The sequence below is a fragment of the Streptomyces sp. NRRL F-6492 genome (genome assembly GCF_001280125.1).
Lineage (GTDB): Bacteria > Actinomycetota > Actinomycetes > Streptomycetales > Streptomycetaceae > Streptomyces.
Window position 1 is genome coordinate 63,592 of record NZ_LGEG01000182.1, and the last position, 16,532, is coordinate 80,123.

Here is a 16,532-nt window from a genome sequence, read left to right on the forward strand (position 1 = left end):
CGCGCCCGGCGGGCGGAGGGCCGGGCCGACCGAGCGCCGCCGGCCCTGTCGGTCCCACCGTCTACCCTGGACGTCGATCGATCACCCCGTCAGGAGTCAACGTGGCCGTCAACCTGGTCAATGTCGAGAACGTCAGCAAGGTGTACGGCACCCGTGCCCTGCTCGACGGCGTCTCGCTCGGCGTCTCCGAAGGGGACCGGATCGGGGTCGTGGGCCGCAACGGCGACGGCAAGACCACCCTCATCCGGATGCTCGCCCGCCTGGAGGAGGCCGACACCGGGCGCGTCACCCACAGCGGCGGCCTGAGCCTGGGCGTCCTCACCCAGCACGACTCGCTCGACCCGAAGGCCACCGTCCGGCACGAGGTGATCGGCGTCATGGCCGACCACGAGTGGGCCGGCAGCGCCAAGATCCGCGACGTGCTCACCGGCCTCTTCGGCGGGCTCGACCTGCCCGGCTTCGAGAACGGCCTGGACACCGTCATCGGCCCGCTCTCCGGCGGCGAGCGGCGCCGGATCGCGCTGGCCAAGCTCCTCATCGAGGACCAGGACCTCATCGTCCTCGACGAGCCCACCAACCACCTGGACGTCGAGGGCATCGCCTGGCTCGCCCAGCACCTCCAGAACCGGCGCTCGGCGCTCGTCTGCGTCACCCACGACCGCTGGTTCCTCGACCAGGTCTGCACCCGCATGTGGGACGTGCAGCGCGGAACCGTGCACGAGTACGAGGGCGGCTACTCCGACTACGTCTTCGCCCGCGCCGAGCGCGAGCGGATCGCGGCCACGGAGGAGGTCAAGCGGCAGAACCTGATGCGCAAGGAGCTGGCCTGGCTGCGGCGCGGCGCCCCCGCCCGCACCTCCAAGCCGCGCTACCGCATCGAGGCCGCCAACGAGCTGATCGCCGACGTGCCGCCGCCGCGCGACACCAGCGAGCTGATGAAGTTCGCCAACGCGCGCCTGGGCAGGACGGTCTTCGACCTGGAGGACGTGACCGTCACCGCCGGGCCCAAGGAGCTGCTCAGGCACCTCACCTGGCAGCTCGGCCCCGGCGACCGCATCGGCCTGGTCGGCGTCAACGGCGCGGGCAAGACCTCCCTCCTGCGCGCCCTCGCGGACGCGGCCCGCACCGGCGGCGAGGAGCAGCCCGCCGCCGGCCGGATCACCGTCGGCAAGACCGTCCGGCTCGCCTACCTCTCCCAGGACGTCACCGAACTCCCCGGCACCCTGCGCGTCCTGGAGGCCGTGCAGCAGATCCGCGACCGGGTCGACCTCGGCAAGGGCCGCGAGATGACGGCCGGGCAGCTCTGCGAGCAGTTCGGCTTCTCCAAGGAGAAGCAGTGGACGCCGGTCGCGGACCTCTCCGGCGGCGAGCGCCGCCGGCTCCAGCTGCTGCGCCTGCTCATGGACGAGCCGAACGTCCTCTTCCTCGACGAGCCCACCAACGACCTCGACATCGAGACCCTCACCCAGCTGGAGGACCTCCTCGACGGCTGGCCGGGCTCCATGGTCGTCATCTCCCACGACCGGTTCTTCATCGAGCGCACCACGGACCGCACGCTCGCCCTCCTCGGCGACAAGACGCTGCGGATGCTGCCGCGCGGCATCGACGAGTACCTGGAGCGCCGCCGCAGGGCCGTCGAGGCGTCCGTCCCGACGCCCGCCGCCGCCCCGGCCAAGGAGAGGCCGGGCGTCTCGGCGGCCGACGCCCGCGCCGCCAAGAAGGAGCTGCAGAAGGTCGAGCGGCAGCTCGACAAGGTCTCCGAGAAGGAGGCGAAGCTACACGCGCGGATCGCGGACGACGCCACCGACTTCGAGAAGGTGGCGAAGCTCGACGCGGAGCTGCGGGAACTCGTCGCGGAGCGCGAGGAGCTGGAGATGCGCTGGCTGGAACTGGCCGAGGACGCATAACGAGGGCATCACAGGCCGGTCCTCCCTTGGGAACAAGGGGCGGACCGGTCGCTTTTGCGCCATCGCGTGAGTGGTAGAAAGAAAACCCGTTCACGCCTAGGGGGAACCAGCCGATGACACAGCCGCCCAGCAACCAGCCGCCGGGGGGCTTCGGAGCCCCTCAGGACCCGAACCGGCCCTCGGACCACTCCCCGCAGCCGGGGCAGCCGCCCGTACCGCCGCTCCCGCCGCAGACGCCGCCGCCCCCGCAGGGCCCGCCGCCGGCCGCGCCCGGCCCCTACGGGCAGGCCCCGCAGCAGCCCGCGCCCGGGTACGGCTACCCGCAGCAGCCCGGCCAGCAGCCGGGCCAGCCCGGCCCCTACGGGCAGCCGGTGCCGCCGCCCTACGGGTACCCGCAGCAGGGCCAGCAGCCCGGCCCGTACGGCCAGCAGCCCAACCCCTACGGCGGTTACCCCACCCAGCCCGGATACCCCGGCGCCCCGACCCCGCCGCCGCCCGGCGGCGGCGGTCCCGCCAAGAACCGGACCGCCCTCGTCGCCGGTGTGGCCGCCGCGGCCGTCCTGGTCGCCGCCGTCACCACCTGGGCCGTCGTCGGCGGCGGTGACGAGAAGGACCCGGTGGCCGGGCCCACCGCCACGGCCACGTCCGGTCCGACCTCCGGCGCCCCCGAGCCCTCCGGCTCGGCCGACGGGGGCGACGGCTCCGGCGACGGGCGCAACGGCGAGGAGGACCTCAACGCGGGCCGCCAGGCCGGCGAGGCCAAGGTCGACTGGCTGACGAAGAACACCGTCGACCTGCCCCGCAACGGCGCCGACGTCAAGGGCCCCTGGATCGTCGGCGACACCGTCGTCAAGGCCATGTACAAGAGCGTCGAGGGCCACGACCTCACCACGGGCGCCGTGAAGTGGACCGTCCCCCTCCCGTTCGAGCTGTGCGCGGCCCCGACGGAGCCCTCCGCGAACGGGATCATGGTCTTCGGGTACGAGGAGAGCGCCAAGGACGGCGCCAAGTGCACCGAGCTCCAGCAGATCGACCTGAAGACCGGCAAGGCCGGCTGGAAGAAGGCCGTCCCGAAGGCCACCGGCCTCTTCGCCTTCTCCGACAACACCCTGACCATCAGCGGCGACACGGTCACCGCGGCCGGCACCAGCAGCGCGTACGGCTTCTCGCTCACCGACGGCCGCCAGCTCTTCAAGGGCGCCACCACCGGCTGCAAGCCCTTCGCCTACGCGGGCGGCAAGAAGCTGATCGCCGCCATGAGCTGCCCCTCGGGCAACGCGTCCAAGAAGATCGAGGCGGTCGGCGAGGTCGACCCCACCACCGGCAAGCCGAAGTTCACCTTCCAGCTGCAGGCGGACTGGACGGTGGACAAGATCTACTCGGTCGACCCGCTGGTCGTCTCGGCCACCCAGCGCGAGCAGAAGAAGTGGGGCGTCTTCGCCCTCCGCCCGGACGGCAGGCTCCGCTCGAACATCCAGGGCGGCAAGGACAAGTTCGCCCCCTCGTGCGGCGGCAGCTTCGTCATCTTCGGCAAGAACCTCCAGGGCTGCACGGGCGTCGCGGCCGACGCGAACACCTTCTACATGGCGACCGACACCGGCTACGGCAAGGCCAACGAGATCGTCGCCTTCGACCTGGACAACGGCAAGCCCAAGTGGCGCTCCAAGGCCCCCGGCGAGCAGAACATGACGCCGCTGCGCATGGAGGGCTCCGAGGTCCTGGCCTACGTGAAGCCCTCGTACGGCAAGGGCGGTGCCGTCGCCACCGTCGCGCCGTCCGGCGGCGCGCCGAAGATCCTGCTTCAGCACCCGGCCTCCACCGCCGAGATCGAGAACAGCTTCTACAGTGCCGGCTACGCCTACGGCAACGGCACCTTCGTCGTGGCGAGCGGACGTGTCTCCGCCACGAACGACAAGGAAGAGAAGCTCGTCAAGACGATGATGGCCTTCAGCAAGTGAGGTACACGGACCGATGACGCAGCCACCCCCGCCCCCGCCGAACCGGCCGCCGGACCCGCAGGGCGGCTTCGGGGCGCCGACGCCTCCGCCGCAGGAGCCCGGCTACGGCTATCCGCAGCAGCCCGGGCCCGGCTACGGGCAGCCGCAGCAGCCCCCGGCGGACCAGGGCTACGGCTATCCGCAGCAGCCCCCGGCCGACCAGGGCCACGGCTACCCGCAGCAGGCCCCGTACGGCTACCCCGGGCAGCCCGGGGCCGACCAGGGGTACGGCTACCCGACGCAGCCCCAGCAGCCGCAGCAGTCCCCGTACGGCTATCCGGCGCAGCCGCAGTACGGCGGCTACCAGCAGCCCGTCCCGCCGCCGGCGCCCGGCGGCGGGAAGAAGCTGTCGGCGCAGCTCCAGATCGTCATCGCGGCGGCCGTCGCGGTCGCCCTGATCGTCGGCTTCGGCATCTGGTACGCCACCTCCGGTGACGGCGGCGGCGAGGAGGCCAAGGGCACGGGGGGCACCACGCAGGGCTCCGCGGCCGGGGGCGGCGCAGGCACCGGCGGGGGCGGTGGCGGCGGCAAGGAGAAGGCGCCCGCCGACACGCGGGCGAAGGTGGCCTTCAAGGTCGCCCAGCCGAAGGTCCCGGACGTCACCGACGTCACCGGCTCCTGGATCACCGACAAGGCGTTCGTGAAGCCGGGCGTCAACTCGCTGGTCGCCTACGACCTGGACGAGGGCGGCGTCCTGTGGACGCTGCCGCTGACCGGCCAGGTCTGCGGCGCCTCGCGGCACGTCAGCGCCGACAACAAGCTGCCGGTCCTCTTCGAGGCCGCCAAGCGGGTCGCGCCGCGCTACTACCAGCAGTGCACCCAGGTCGGCGTGGTCGACCTGAACACCGGCAAGCTGGTGTGGTCCGAGTCGGTCTCCGCCGGCGACGACAAGGCGCGGTTCAGCGAGGTCACGCTCAGCGGGACGACCGTCGCGGCCGGCGGCACCGACGGCGGCGCGGCCTTCGACCTCGCCAGCGGCAACGCGCGCTGGAAGCCGAAGGCCGAGGACGACCGCTGCTACGACCTGGGCTACGGCGGCGGCGCGGGCCTCGTCGCGGTCCGCAAGTGCGGTACGTACGACAGCCCGAGCGTGCTGATCCAGAACCTCGACCCGATGACGGGCAAGCCGCTCTCGCAGTTCAAGATGCCGACCGGCGTCAAGTACGCCTCGGTCGTCTCCACCAGGCCGCTGGTCGTCGCGGCCGACGTCGGCGAGACCGCCGGCGACGGCAGCGGCATCTCGGACTTCTTCTCGATCGACGAGAAGACCGGGAAGCTGAAGACGAAGATCACGGCGGACGCGGACCAGTACGCGGCCCGCTGCCGCACCACCCAGGTCGAGTCCTGCGAGCGGGCGCTCGTCGGCAACGGCAGGCTGTACGTGCCGACCGAGGAGCACGAGGGCAGCACCGGCGAGTACGGCTCCGAGACCAACGAGGTCATCGCCTTCGACCTGGCCACCGGGCGCACGGTGCCGGAGAAGGCCGACGCGGGCGACAAGTACACCTACGTCCCGATGCGGATGGACGGCGCCGCCGTCATCGCCTACAAGGAGGCGCCGTACGACAAGGGCGGCCAGGTCGTCTCGATCGACGGGGTCACGATGAAGGAGACGCTGCTCCTGGAGAACCCGGCGGACAAGTCGGTCAACAACCTGGAGCGGAGCTTCAGCCTGACCGGTTCCGAACTCCGGTACGAGGGCGGCCGGCTCTTCGTCTCGGACCGGCTGATCAGCAAGCCCCGGGAGTCGGACACCGGCCCCGCGGAGTACCTGCTCGTCTCCTTCGCCGTCCCGCGCTGACGGCGGATCCGCACGGCCGCGGGCCCCTCCGGTGATCCGGAGGGGCCCGTCGTCCGTCTCCGGCGCCCCCGGTCCGCCGGCCCGTCGGTCCGGGGGGCCGTGTCCGGGATTGGCGCGATCCGGGGCGGGGGAGCGTGTAGCTTGCCGGACTCAGGCCCGGCCGGATCTCCGGCGGGCCCGGAGGAGGGGGAATGACCGGGATGGGCGTACGCCTCGTGGTGGTCGACGACCACCGGCTGCACGCGGAGGCGCTCGCCTCGGCCCTGAAGCTGCGCGGGCACCGGGTGCTCGCGGCGGCCGCGCCGGTGGCGGGCGCGGCGGAGCTGGTGGTGAGCCGGGCGCCGGAGGTCTGCCTCCTGGGCACGGCGGCGCCGGACGGGCCGGGGGTCTTCGACCCGGTCGTACGGATCAAGCGGGAGCGGCCGCAGGTGGCCGTGGTGGTGCTCGGTCCGGTGCCGTCGCCGCGCGGGATCGCGGCGGCGTTCGCGGCCGGGGCGTCCGGCTACGTCCGGCACGACGAGCGCATCGAGGGCGTCGAGCGGGCCCTGGTGAAGGCCAGGGCGGGGGAGACGGCGGTGGCGCCGCAGCTGCTCCAGGGCGCCTTCGCGGAGCTGCTGAACCCCTCGGAGCAGCCGGACGACGAGGGCCAGCGGCTGCTGCGGCTCCTGACGCGGCGGGAGGCGGAGGTCCTCGTGCGGGTCGCGGAGGGGGAGGACACCCGGCTGATCGCGGTGGGGATGGGGATCGCGCCGAGCACGGCGCGGACGCACGTGCAGCGGGTCCTGATGAAGCTGGGGGTCGGCTCCCGCCTGGAGGCGGCGGCCCTGGCGGCCCGCACCGGGCTCCTGGACCGGGCGGTCCCCCGCCCCCGGGGCGCCTCCTGAGAGCCGTCCCGTGAAGCCGTCCCCCGAAGCCGTCCCGTGAAGTCGTCCGACGCGTCGCGGCCGGGGCCGGGGCGGACTTCGCCATTGACGTCGATGTTTGAATGTGATTCTTTGTGCGTGGTTCTGTTTGATCGTGCTTGGTCCTGCCCGGAGGGCACCCCGTGAAGAAGACCGTCACCACGCTCGCCGACGGGCGCGAGCTCATCTACTACGACGCGCGCGAGGACACCGTCCGCACCGCCGCCGACACCCGTCCCCTCACCCCCGTCGTCTCCCGGTCCGAGATCCGGTACGACGAGCTGACCGGAGACCCGGTCACCGTCGCCTCCCACCGGCAGGACCGCACCTACCTCCCGCCGTCCGAGGCCTGCCCGCTCTGCCCCTCCCGGGACGGCCGCGAGAGCGAGATCCCCGAGAAGGGCTACGAGGTCGCGGTCTTCGAGAACCGCTTCCCCTCCCTCTCCGGCGGCGTCGGCCGCTGCGAGGTCGTCTGCTTCACCGACGACCACACGGACTCCTTCGCCGACCTCACCGAGGAGCGGGCCGCCCTCGTCCTCGACGCCTGGACCGACCGCACCGCCGCGCTCTCCGCCCTCCCCGGCGTCGAGCAGGTCTACTGCTTCGAGAACCGGGGCGCCGAGATCGGCGTCACCCTGCCCCACGCCCACGGCCAGATCTACGCCTTCCCCTACGTGACGCCCCGGACGGCCGCCATGCGGCGCCGGCTCGACGAGCACCGGGCCGCGACCGGACGGAACCTCTTCGACGACGTCGTCGCCCGGGAGCGGGCCGACGGCGAGCGGGTGGTCCTGGAGACCGACCACTGGATCGCCTTCGTGCCGTACGCCGCCCACTGGCCGTACGAGGTGCACCTCCACCCCAGGCGGCGGGTGCCCGACCTGCTCGCCCTCGACGGCGACGCCCGCACAGAGTGCGCACAGGTCCTTCTGGAACTCTTGAGGCGCTTCGACCGGATCTTCGGCCCGGACGCGCCGCCGACCCCCTACATCGCCGCCTGGCACCAGGCGCCGTTCACGGACCGGCGGCGCGAGGACTTCGGGCTCCACCTGGAGCTCTTCACCGTCCGGCGGGCCCCCGGCAGGCTCAAGTTCCTCGCGGGCACCGAATCCGGCATGGGCGCGTTCATGAACGACGTGCGGCCGGAGGACGCGGCCCGACGACTCCGAGAGGTGGCAGACGCATGACGCAGCGGTATCTGGTGACGGGCGGGGCGGGATACGTGGGCAGCGTCGTCGCCGCCCACCTCCTGGAGCGGGGCCACCGGGTCACCGTCCTCGACGACCTCTCCACCGGCTTCGCCGAAGCCGTCCCGGAGGGCGCCGAGTTCGTCGAGGGACGCGTCCAGGACGCCGCCCGGTGGCTCGACGGCTCCTACGACGCCGTCCTGCACTTCGCCGCCTCCTCCCAGGTCGGCGAGTCCGTCGAGAAGCCGGAGAAGTACTGGGAGAACAACGTCGGCGGCACCATGGCCCTGCTCGCCGCCCTGCGCGCGGCCGGGATCCGCCGGCTCGTCTTCTCCTCCACCGCCGCCACCTACGGCGAGCCGGAGACCGTGCCCGTCCGCGAGACCGCCCCCACCGCCCCCACCAGCCCCTACGGGGCGACCAAGCTCGCCGTGGACCACATGATCGGCGGCGAGTGCGCCGCCCACGGCCTGGCCGCCGTCTCGCTGCGGTACTTCAACGTGGCCGGGGCGTACGGGGCGTACGGCGAGCGCCACGAGCCCGAGTCGCACCTGATCCCGCTCGTCCTCCAGGTTGCCCTGGGCCGGCGCGCGGCGATCTCCGTGTACGGGGAGGACTATCCGACCCCGGACGGCACCTGCGTCCGCGACTACATCCACGTCGCCGACCTCGCCGAGGCCCACCTCCTCGCGCTCGACGCCATGACGGCCGGTGAGCACCTGATCTGCAACCTGGGCAACGGCAACGGCTTCTCCGTCCGCGAGGTCGTCGAGACCGTGCGCGAGGTCACCGGCCACCCGGTCCCCGAGGTCGTCGCCCCCCGCCGCCCCGGCGACCCGGCCGTCCTCGTCGCCTCCGCCGACAGCGCGCGCGAGCGGCTCGGCTGGACCCCCTCCCGCCCCGACCTGGCGGACGTCGTCACCGACGCCTGGGCCTTCGCCCGGAGCAGAGAAGGAGAGCGCCCGTGAGCGTCGCGGCCGGATTCGAGAGCCTCTACGGGACCGCCCCCGACGGCGTCTGGGCGGCCCCCGGGCGGGTCAACCTCATCGGGGAGTACACCGACTTCAACGACGGCTTCGTGCTGCCGCTCGCGCTGCCGCACACCGCCGTCGCCGCCGTCTCCCGCCGCGACGACGGCGTCCTGCGCCTGCACTCGGCCGACGTCGACGGCGGGATCGTCCAGCTCGACGCGGAGACCCTGGAGCCGCTGTCCGGCGGCGGCTGGGCGGCCTACCCGGCCGGGGTCGTCTGGGCGCTGCGGGAAGCCGGGCACCCGGTGACGGGCGCCGACGTGCACCTCGCCTCGACCGTGCCGACCGGCGCCGGGCTCTCCTCCTCGGCCGCCCTGGAGGTCGTCACCGCGCTCGCCCTGAACGACCTGTTCGGACTCGGCCTCTCCCGGCCGGAGCTCGCCCGGCTCGCCCAGCGCGCCGAGAACGCCTTCGTCGACGTGCCCTGCGGGGTCATGGACCAGATGGCCTCCGCCTGCGCGCAGGAGGGCCACGCCCTCCACCTGGACACCCGGGACCTGTCGTACCGTCAGGTCCCCTTCGACCCGGCCGCCGAGGGGCTGACGCTGCTCGTCGTCGACACCCGCGTGAAGCACGCGCTCGGGGACGGCGCGTACGCCGAGCGGCGCGCCGGGTGCGAGGCGGGCGCGCGGGCGCTCGGCGTGCGCACCCTGCGCGAGGTCGACGCCGCGCACCTGCCGGAGGCCCTGGCGCGGCTGGGCGACGAGACGGTCCGGCGGTACGTGCGGCACGTCGTCTCGGACAACGCGCGCGTGGCGCGGACGATCGCGCTGCTGGACGCCGGGGACCCCCGGGCGGTCGGCCCGGTCCTCACCGAGGGCCACGCCTCCCTCCGGGACGACCTGCGGGTCTCCTGCCCCGAACTGGACCTGGTGGTCGCGGCGGCGAACGCGGCCGGGGCGCTCGGCGCCCGGATGACCGGCGGCGGCTTCGGCGGCTCGGCCGTCGTCCTGGTCGGGACCGACCGGGTGGAGGAGGTCGCCGCCGCCGTCGGCGAGGCCTTCGCCCTGGCCGGGTACGCGGCCCCGGGCGTCTTCCCCGCCGTCCCGTCGGCGGGAGCCCGCCGCCTCTGAGGATCCCGCCGCCTCCGAGGAGCCCTTTCCGGCCGTCGGTCACCGGCGGTTCCGGTCTCCGTCCCCGACAGTTCCCCGATTCGGCCCCCGCCGTGGCGCCCCGCCCCTACCCTGAGGGGCGGCGTCGGCGGGGGCCGGCGCCGTTCGGGGGGCGAGACCCGCCGGGTACGGCGCCGTGAGCGGGGTATCCATCCCCGCACGGCGGCGGCCGTGTCCCACGACGGACCCGCCCCCGGCGCCGTGCCCGCGCCGGTCCGTTCCTCGACGCATGGGGGTGTCCGTGGCACGTATCCGGGTCCTGGTGGTGGACGACCACCGGATCTTCGCCGAGTCGCTGGCCGCCGCCCTCGCGGCGGAGCCGGACGTCGACGTCGCCGCGGCGGGCAGCGGCCCGGCCGCCCTGCGGTGTCTGGAGCGCGGCGCGGCGGAGGGGCGCAGGTTCGACGTGCTGCTCGTCGACGCCGAGCTGGGCGCGGGGCCGCCCGGGGCGCCCGCGGCCCGCGCGGTGCCCGACGACGGCGAGGGCGCGGTGGACGGGATCTCACTGGTGGCCGGGGTGCGCCGGGTCCAGCCGGCCGTCCGCACCGTCGTCCTCGCGGAGAAGGACGACCCGCACCGGGCCGCGCTCGCCCTCCAGTCCGGGGCGTCGGGCTGGGTCGCGAAGGACTGTTCGCTCCAGCGGCTGCTCGCGGTGGTGCGGGGGGTGCTGCGGGACGAGACGCACCTGCCGCCGGCCCTGCTCACGGGCGTCCTGCGGGAGCTGACGGCGGCCCGCAAGCACCGCACGGACAGCGAGCGCCTGGTGGAGTCGCTGACCCCGCGCGAGCGGGAGGTGCTGCGCTGCATGGTCGCGGGCCTGGGCCGCAAGGCGGTCGCCGAGCGCCTGTTCCTGTCCCCGCACACCGTCCGCACCCACATGCAGAACGTGCTGGGGAAGCTGGGCGTGCACTCGACCCTGGCGGCGGTGGCCCTGGCCCGCCGCGCGGGCGTCGGCCCGGCGGAGGCCGTGCCGGTGACGGTGCCGGCGCGGGTGCTAGCCGGGGACGTTGTCGAACGGGGCGGTCAGCCGGCGTAGTAGGGCGGCCAGTTCGGCGCGCTGGGCGCCGGAGAGCCGGGCCAGGATGGCGCGCTCCTGGGCGAGGAGTCCGGCGAGCGCCTCGTCGGCGCGGTCGCGGCCCTCGGGGGTGAGCCGGACGAGGACGCCGCGGCGGTCGCTGGGGTCGGGCAGCCGCTCGACGAGGCCCTTCTTGGTGAGCCGGTCGATGCGGTTGGTCATGGTCCCGGAGGTGACCAGGGTCTGGGTGAGGAGCTGGCCGGGGGAGAGCTGGTAGGGCGCTCCGGCGCGGCGGAGCGAGGTGAGCACGTCGAACTCCCAGGGCTCCAGCTGGTGCTCGGAGAAGGCGAGCCGCCGGGCGCGGTCGAGGTGCCGGGCGAGCCGCGAGACGCGGCTGAGCACCTCGAGCGGTTCCACGTCGAGGTCGGGGCGCTCGCGGCGCCATGCTGCGACCAGTCGGTCGACCTCGTCCTCCATGACGATCAGTGTAGAGGGTCTGTTGACATAAAGTCTCTTCAGGTCGAGTTTCTTTACCTAAAGATTCTTGCCATCAAGATATATTTCGCTGGACCATGGGGAAAGGACCCGGCCGGAACACCGTTCCGTTTCGGTCATTCGTTCCAGCAAGGGGGCTTCGAACATGCATTCCGTGGAATCCGCCGCACCCACATGGGATCCGCAGCAGTACCTCCGCCACTCCGGACACCGCGCCCGGCCCTTCGTCGACCTGCTCGCCCGAATACCGGGCCTGCCCGCCGAGGGCCGGCCCGCCCGCGTCGCCGACCTGGGCTGCGGCCCCGGCAACGTGACGGTCCTCCTCGCCGACCGGTGGCCCGGCGCGCACATCACCGGATTCGACCTCTCGCCCGAGATGCTGGAACGGGCCGACAAGGACTGGGCGGGGAGCACCCGGGGAGGCGGCCGGATCGACTTCCGGCTCGCCGACGCGGCCCACTGGACCCCGGACGAGCCCTACGACCTGATCGTCTCCAACGCGGCCCTCCAGTGGGTCCCCAACCACCCCGAGTCCTTCGCCCGCTGGATCGACGGGCTGCGCCCCGGCGGCACCTTCGCCTTCCAGGTCCCCGGCAACTTCGTCTCGCCCAGCCACGCCCTGCTCGGCGACCTCTGCGACAGCCCCGAGTGGCATGACCGCCTCGGCGAACAGGGCCGCCGCTTCGTCCACGTCCTCGACACCGCCGACTACCTCGACCGCCTCGTGGGCCTCGGCTGCGAGGCGGACGTCTGGGAGACCACGTACTGCCAGCTCCTCCAGGGCGAGGACCCCGTCCTCGACTGGGTCAAGGGCACCGCGCTGCGGCCCGTCCTCACCGCCCTCGGCGACGACCGGGAGGCGGTCGACGCCTTCCTCGGCCAGTACCGCGCCCTGCTGCGCGAGGCCTACCCGCCCGGCCCGCACGGGACCGTCTTCCCGTTCCGGCGGATCTTCGCCGTCGCCCGCAAGCAGGACTGAACGCGAGCCGGGCCGGACGCACGGGCGCCCCGCACCGGAGGTCCCGGTGCGGGGCGCCCGCGGCCCGGAGGCCGTCAGGACATGGTGTTGTAGATCCCGTAGCCGTTGCCGATCCTGGACCGCGCCGTGAACTTGCCCGGCGAGGTGTTCAGGTAGGCGTACAGGTCGCCGTTGGAGGCCACGCCGAGCAGGTCGCCCTTGCCGTCGGCGTTCAGGTCGCCCGGGGCGATCACCTTGGAGTAGGTGTTCCAGCCGGTGCCGATCTGCTGCCGCGCCTTGAACGGGGCCTTCGCGTCGCCGGTGCCCGCGTACAGGTACAGGACGCCGCCCGGGGTGCGGGCCACGACGTCGGCGCGCCCGTCGCCCGTGTAGTCGCCCGCGCCCACGATCCTGTCGTACGCGCTCCAGCCGGTGCCGACCTTGACGCGCGCCGCGAAGCCGGTGCCCGCGCCGTTGCCCCCGTACAGGTAGAGGACGCCGGACCTGTCCCGGGCCAGCAGGTCGCCCCTGCCGTCGCCGGTCAGGTCGCCCGGACCCGCGAGCGCGTTGTAGACGCCCCAGCCGGAGCCGATGAGGCGGCCCTCGACGTAGAGGCTGTTCTGGAGGAGCTGCGCGAGGTCGGACGAGCCGTCCGGGTTCAGCGTGGACAGGTAGGTGAAGTCGGCCCCCGCCCAGCCGCCCGTCTTGCCGTACTGGCTGCGCGCGGCGAGCCGGCCGGTGTTGGTGCTGTCGTACCAGAAGAGCGTGCCCGCCTTGTCCCGGGCCATGAGGCCGTCCTTCTCCCGGGTGACGGGGATGTTGCCCGCGCCGCCGAACTGCGTGACGCCGCTCCACGCGCCCGTCCCGCCGAGCTGCTGCCGCGGCGTGAAGGTGCCGTCGCCCCGCCCGGTGTAGTACCAGAAGGTGCCCTGCTGGTCGCGGGCGATCAGCTCGCCGTTGCCGTCGCCGGTGTCGTCGCCGACGGGGAACATCTGGTTGTAGGCGTTCCAGCCGCCGCCGATCCTGGCGCGCGCGGCGAACGGGCCGGACTTGTCGCCCCGGCCGGCGTAGAACCACAGGGTGCCGGCGGGGTCGCGGGCGATCAGGTCGGCCCAGCCGTCGCCGTTGTTGTCGCCGACGCCGACGATCTGGTCGTAGCCGTTCCAGCCGGGACCGACCTTCACGCGCGCGGAGAACGGCGCGCTGCGGTCGCCGGTGGCGTAGTACAGGTACAGGTCGCCGTTGTGCTCGCGGGCGAGCAGGTCCGCGCGCCCGTCGTCGTTCACGTCGCCGGGCGCGACGATCTTGTTGTAGATCTGCCAGCCCTTGCCCTGCCAGGCGTTCGACGCGGAGGAGGGCGAGGCGTTCCGGTACAGGGAGAGCACGCCGTGCGCCGAGAGCGTCAGGACCTCGGGGCCGCTGACGTCCCCGTCCTGGTTGCCGATCGGGACGACGTCCTTCACGGGCTGCGAGGTCTTGCCGAGGAAGAGCCCGCCCCCGCCCGCGGCCGTGGCGGTGTAGAGGTTGCCGTCCCAGGCGCGGTAGACCAGGTCGCCGATCCCGTCGCCGTCGAAGTCCGACAGCAGGGGCGAGGCGCCGACGCCCGCGGCGCCCGCGGCGTCCGCGCGGCCCGCGCCGGCCGCAGGGCGCTCCAGGGTCGGCGGGACGAAGCCGGACACCGGCTTCTCGGCGGCCGGACGCGGCGCCGGGGTGTCGGCGGAGGCGGTGCCCGTGAGGAGCATGCCGGCGGAGAGCACGAGCGCGGTGCAGGCGGCGACGCGGCGCGCACGCTCGGAGTTCGGGAAGAGCAAGAGATCCCCCCAGGGATCAGAGGTTCGACGGAACCACACGGACGGATCGCGCGGACGTGATCGCTGCGCGAACCGGATGGCGTGAACGGAAGGGCACGGACAGGAGCGGCACGGGGGCTCGTACGGGGCCGGACGGCATCGGCGCGCGCCCGCGCGCGGAGACGGCCTCGCCCGGCGGCCGGAACCCCCCTGGACGTCGGCCGCGAGTCTACGCGAGGCCCCCTCGCGGACCGGGGCCGGGCCGGGAGCCGGGCGGGGCCGCGCCCCGGAGCCGACCGCGCGGTCCGTTCTCCCCGGTGCCCCCGCCGCCCCCGGAACGTACGGGCGCCCCGCACCGGAACTCCGGTGCGGGGCGCCCGCCGTACGGCTAGTACAGGGTGTTGTAGGTCTGGTAGCCGTGACCGATGTCGGCGCGCGGCTTGAACGGGGCGCTCGCCTCGCCGGTGCCGCTGTAGCGGAACAGCCGGCCGGCGGAGTTCACCGCGAGCAGGTCGCCCTTGCCGTCGCCCGTGATGTCACCGGGCGCCGCCAGCTTGGTGTAGCCGTTCCAGCCGCCGCCGATGCGCTTGCGGGCCGCGAAGGGCACGGAGGCCCGGCCGGTGCCCTGGTACAGCCACAGCGTGCCGGACTTGTCCCGGGCCAGCAGGTCGTTCCGGCCGTCACCGGTGTAGTCGCCCGAACCGGCGATCGCGCTGTACGCGTTCCAGCCGCTGCCGACCTTGACGCGCGAGTACAGCGCCGTGCCGTCGCGGTTGCTCCGGTACAGCCACAGGGCGCCGGACCCGTCCCGGGCCACGAAGTCGCCGGAGCCGTCGCCGTTCAGGTCGCCCGGGCCCACGATCAGGTTGAACGAGCCCCAGCCGGCGCCGAGGTAGCCGTTCGCGTTGTAGAGGCCGCCCTGGAAGATCTGCAGGGTGTCGGAGATCGAGTCGCGGTCCAGCGAGTTGACCTCGAAGAGCGTGGCGCCGAGCGCCTCGCCGTACTCCCCGAGCTGGTCACGGGGGGACAGCCCGCCCGTGCCCAGGGTGTTGTACCAGTAGAGCGTGCCGGCCTTGTCGCGGGCCAGCAGCCCCTCCTTGCCGTGCGCCGGGACGTTGCCCGCGCCGCCGATCTGGTACGCGCCGCCCCAGTCCGAGCCGACCTTCTTGCGGGCCGTGAGGTTGCCGCCGCCGGTGCCGAAGTACTCCCACAGCGTGCCGTCGGAGCCGCGCGCGAGGAGGTCGGGGATCCCGTTGCCGTTGTCGTCGTCGATGCCGACGATCTGGTTGAACTCCTGCCAGCCGTGCCCGACCTGCTTGCGCGCCTTCACCGCGTACGGGCTGCCGGTGCTCCCGTAGTAGAAGAGCAGGCCGGAGGGGGTGCGGGCCAGGAAGTCGCCCCGGCCGTCGCCGTCGCTGTCGCCCAGGCCGATCAGGTGGTCGTAGGCGCCCCAGCCGTTGCCGACCTTCTGGCGGGCGCGGAACGGGGCGCCGTACGTGCCGGTGGAGACGTAGACCCACAGCTCGCCGGAGGGCGTACGGGCCAGCACGTCGGCGCGGCCGTCACCGCTGATGTCGCCGGGCGAGAAGACCTTGTTGTAGATCTGCCAGCCGGCACCGGACCAGCGCTGGTAGGCGTACGACGGGGACGCGTCCCCGTAGAGGGCCGCCGTGCCGAACTTCGACACGGTCAGGACCTCGGGGCCGCTGCCGTTCTTGTCCTGGTCGCCCAGCGGGATGATGTCCTGGGCGAACTCGTTGAACCCGGAGAACTCCGAGCCCTGGTCCGAGGTCGTCGAGGTGTAGACCGTACCGCCGACGCGGTAGATGAGGTCGCTCAGGCCGTCGCCGTCGAGGTCGGAGCGCGGCGCGACGCCGGCGTTCGCGACGCCGAGGGCCCGGGCGGTGCCCTCCGGCCGCGGCAGGACCCGCTTCGACGGCTGGGCCGTCGGGGCCGGCTTCTCGACGGCCGGACGCGGCGCCGGGGTGTCGGCGGACGCGGTGCCCGCGAGCAGCATGCCCGCGGAGAGGGCGAGGGCGGTGCAGGCGGCGACCCTACGGGCGCGCCGGGAACGCGTGAGGAGCAAGAGATCCCCCCCAGGGATCTAGAGGTTCGACAGAACCACACAGGGGGGTTCGCACAGGCGTCGAACGGCGTCAGCGCGCGCGGAGGCGCGCGGAGACGGCGTCGTTCGACGGTTCGAGACACCCCCCCGGATGTTGAACACGATTCTACTCATGTACGCGCCACAGGCCAGAGGTTTACGGCCTGGACCCGACGGTCCGGTCAGCTTCCGCGCCCGCCCCCCGGCCTGGCCCCGGCCTCCCCGCGCCCGCC

The 16,532-nt window shown here is 73.6% G+C and carries 12 protein-coding genes; 9 read left to right on the forward strand and 3 right to left on the reverse strand.

Features of this window, described 5'->3' with window-relative positions; genetic code table 11:
* The first annotated feature begins 101 nt into the window (after positions 1-101).
* From ADL08_RS14595 to ADL08_RS14630, 8 genes are all read left to right on the forward strand, one after another.
* Positions 102-1,907: an ABC-F family ATP-binding cassette domain-containing protein gene (locus tag ADL08_RS14595; RefSeq protein WP_053642882.1), complete on the forward strand. Its 1,806-nt coding sequence runs from the start codon at positions 102-104 to the stop codon at positions 1,905-1,907.
* A 113-nt stretch (positions 1,908-2,020) separates the two neighbouring features.
* Complete coding sequence (locus ADL08_RS14600) at positions 2,021-3,865, forward strand: PQQ-binding-like beta-propeller repeat protein (RefSeq protein WP_053642883.1); 1,845 nt, start codon at positions 2,021-2,023, stop codon at positions 3,863-3,865.
* Between the two features lie 13 nt (positions 3,866-3,878).
* A complete protein-coding gene (locus ADL08_RS14605) occupies positions 3,879-5,705 on the forward strand; it encodes a PQQ-binding-like beta-propeller repeat protein (protein ID WP_053642885.1) in 1,827 nt (608 codons plus the stop codon).
* A 200-nt stretch (positions 5,706-5,905) separates the two neighbouring features.
* Positions 5,906-6,589 (forward strand): response regulator transcription factor, encoded by a 684-nt coding sequence (locus ADL08_RS14610; RefSeq protein ID WP_053642918.1) that lies wholly within the window; start codon positions 5,906-5,908, stop codon positions 6,587-6,589.
* A 161-nt stretch (positions 6,590-6,750) separates the two neighbouring features.
* Entirely contained in the window at positions 6,751-7,794 is a 1,044-nt protein-coding gene (gene galT, locus ADL08_RS14615; RefSeq protein WP_053642887.1) for a galactose-1-phosphate uridylyltransferase, read from the forward strand.
* Positions 7,791-8,762 carry a UDP-glucose 4-epimerase GalE gene (gene galE, locus ADL08_RS14620; RefSeq protein ID WP_053642889.1) on the forward strand — a complete coding sequence of 324 codons (972 nt, stop codon included), beginning with the start codon at positions 7,791-7,793 and terminating at the stop codon, positions 8,760-8,762. The genes galT and galE overlap by 4 nt, the downstream gene beginning before the upstream one ends.
* Positions 8,759-9,898, forward strand: a complete 1,140-nt coding sequence (gene galK / locus ADL08_RS14625) for a galactokinase (RefSeq protein ID WP_053642891.1) — start codon at positions 8,759-8,761, stop codon at positions 9,896-9,898. Before galE ends, galK begins: the two co-directional genes overlap by 4 nt.
* Before the next feature lie 280 nt (positions 9,899-10,178).
* On the forward strand, positions 10,179-10,973 hold the full coding sequence (locus ADL08_RS14630; RefSeq protein ID WP_053642920.1) for a response regulator transcription factor: 795 nt from the start codon (positions 10,179-10,181) through the stop codon (positions 10,971-10,973).
* On the opposite strand, the gene ADL08_RS14635 is transcribed toward ADL08_RS14630, so the two are convergent.
* Positions 10,932-11,429: a MarR family winged helix-turn-helix transcriptional regulator gene (locus ADL08_RS14635; RefSeq protein ID WP_030216727.1), complete on the reverse strand. Its 498-nt coding sequence runs from the start codon at positions 11,427-11,429 to the stop codon at positions 10,932-10,934. The two genes, ADL08_RS14630 and ADL08_RS14635, sit on opposite strands and share 42 nt — an antisense overlap.
* A 163-nt stretch (positions 11,430-11,592) precedes the next feature.
* Here ADL08_RS14635 and ADL08_RS14640 point away from each other — a divergent pair, with 163 nt between their 5' ends.
* Positions 11,593-12,426 (forward strand): trans-aconitate 2-methyltransferase, encoded by an 834-nt coding sequence (locus ADL08_RS14640; RefSeq protein ID WP_053642893.1) that lies wholly within the window; start codon positions 11,593-11,595, stop codon positions 12,424-12,426.
* A 74-nt stretch (positions 12,427-12,500) separates the two neighbouring features.
* On the opposite strand, the gene ADL08_RS14645 is transcribed toward ADL08_RS14640, so the two are convergent.
* Both ADL08_RS14645 and ADL08_RS14650 read right to left on the reverse strand, forming a co-directional pair.
* A complete protein-coding gene (locus ADL08_RS14645) occupies positions 12,501-14,216 on the reverse strand; it encodes an FG-GAP-like repeat-containing protein (protein WP_053642895.1) in 1,716 nt (571 codons plus the stop codon).
* A gap of 367 nt (positions 14,217-14,583) precedes the next feature.
* Positions 14,584-16,281, reverse strand: coding sequence for an FG-GAP repeat domain-containing protein (locus tag ADL08_RS14650; RefSeq protein ID WP_053642897.1), 1,698 nt, complete (start codon positions 16,279-16,281; stop codon positions 14,584-14,586).
* Positions 16,282-16,532 lie beyond the last annotated feature (251 nt).

What these genes read in the sequence shown, in the direction of transcription:
- ADL08_RS14600 (WP_053642883.1), top strand. Translation starts at nt 2,021, where the DNA reads ATGACACAGCCGCCCAGCAACCAGCCGCCGGGGGGCTTCGGAGCCCCT.
- ADL08_RS14605 (WP_053642885.1), top strand. Translation starts at nt 3,879, where the DNA reads ATGACGCAGCCACCCCCGCCCCCGCCGAACCGGCCGCCGGACCCGCAG.
- ADL08_RS14610 (WP_053642918.1), top strand. Translation starts at nt 5,906, where the DNA reads ATGGGCGTACGCCTCGTGGTGGTCGACGACCACCGGCTGCACGCGGAG.
- galE (WP_053642889.1), top strand. Translation starts at nt 7,791, where the DNA reads ATGACGCAGCGGTATCTGGTGACGGGCGGGGCGGGATACGTGGGCAGC.
- ADL08_RS14635 (WP_030216727.1), bottom strand. Translation starts at nt 11,429, where the DNA reads ATGGAGGACGAGGTCGACCGACTGGTCGCAGCATGGCGCCGCGAGCGC.
- ADL08_RS14640 (WP_053642893.1), top strand. Translation starts at nt 11,593, where the DNA reads ATGCATTCCGTGGAATCCGCCGCACCCACATGGGATCCGCAGCAGTAC.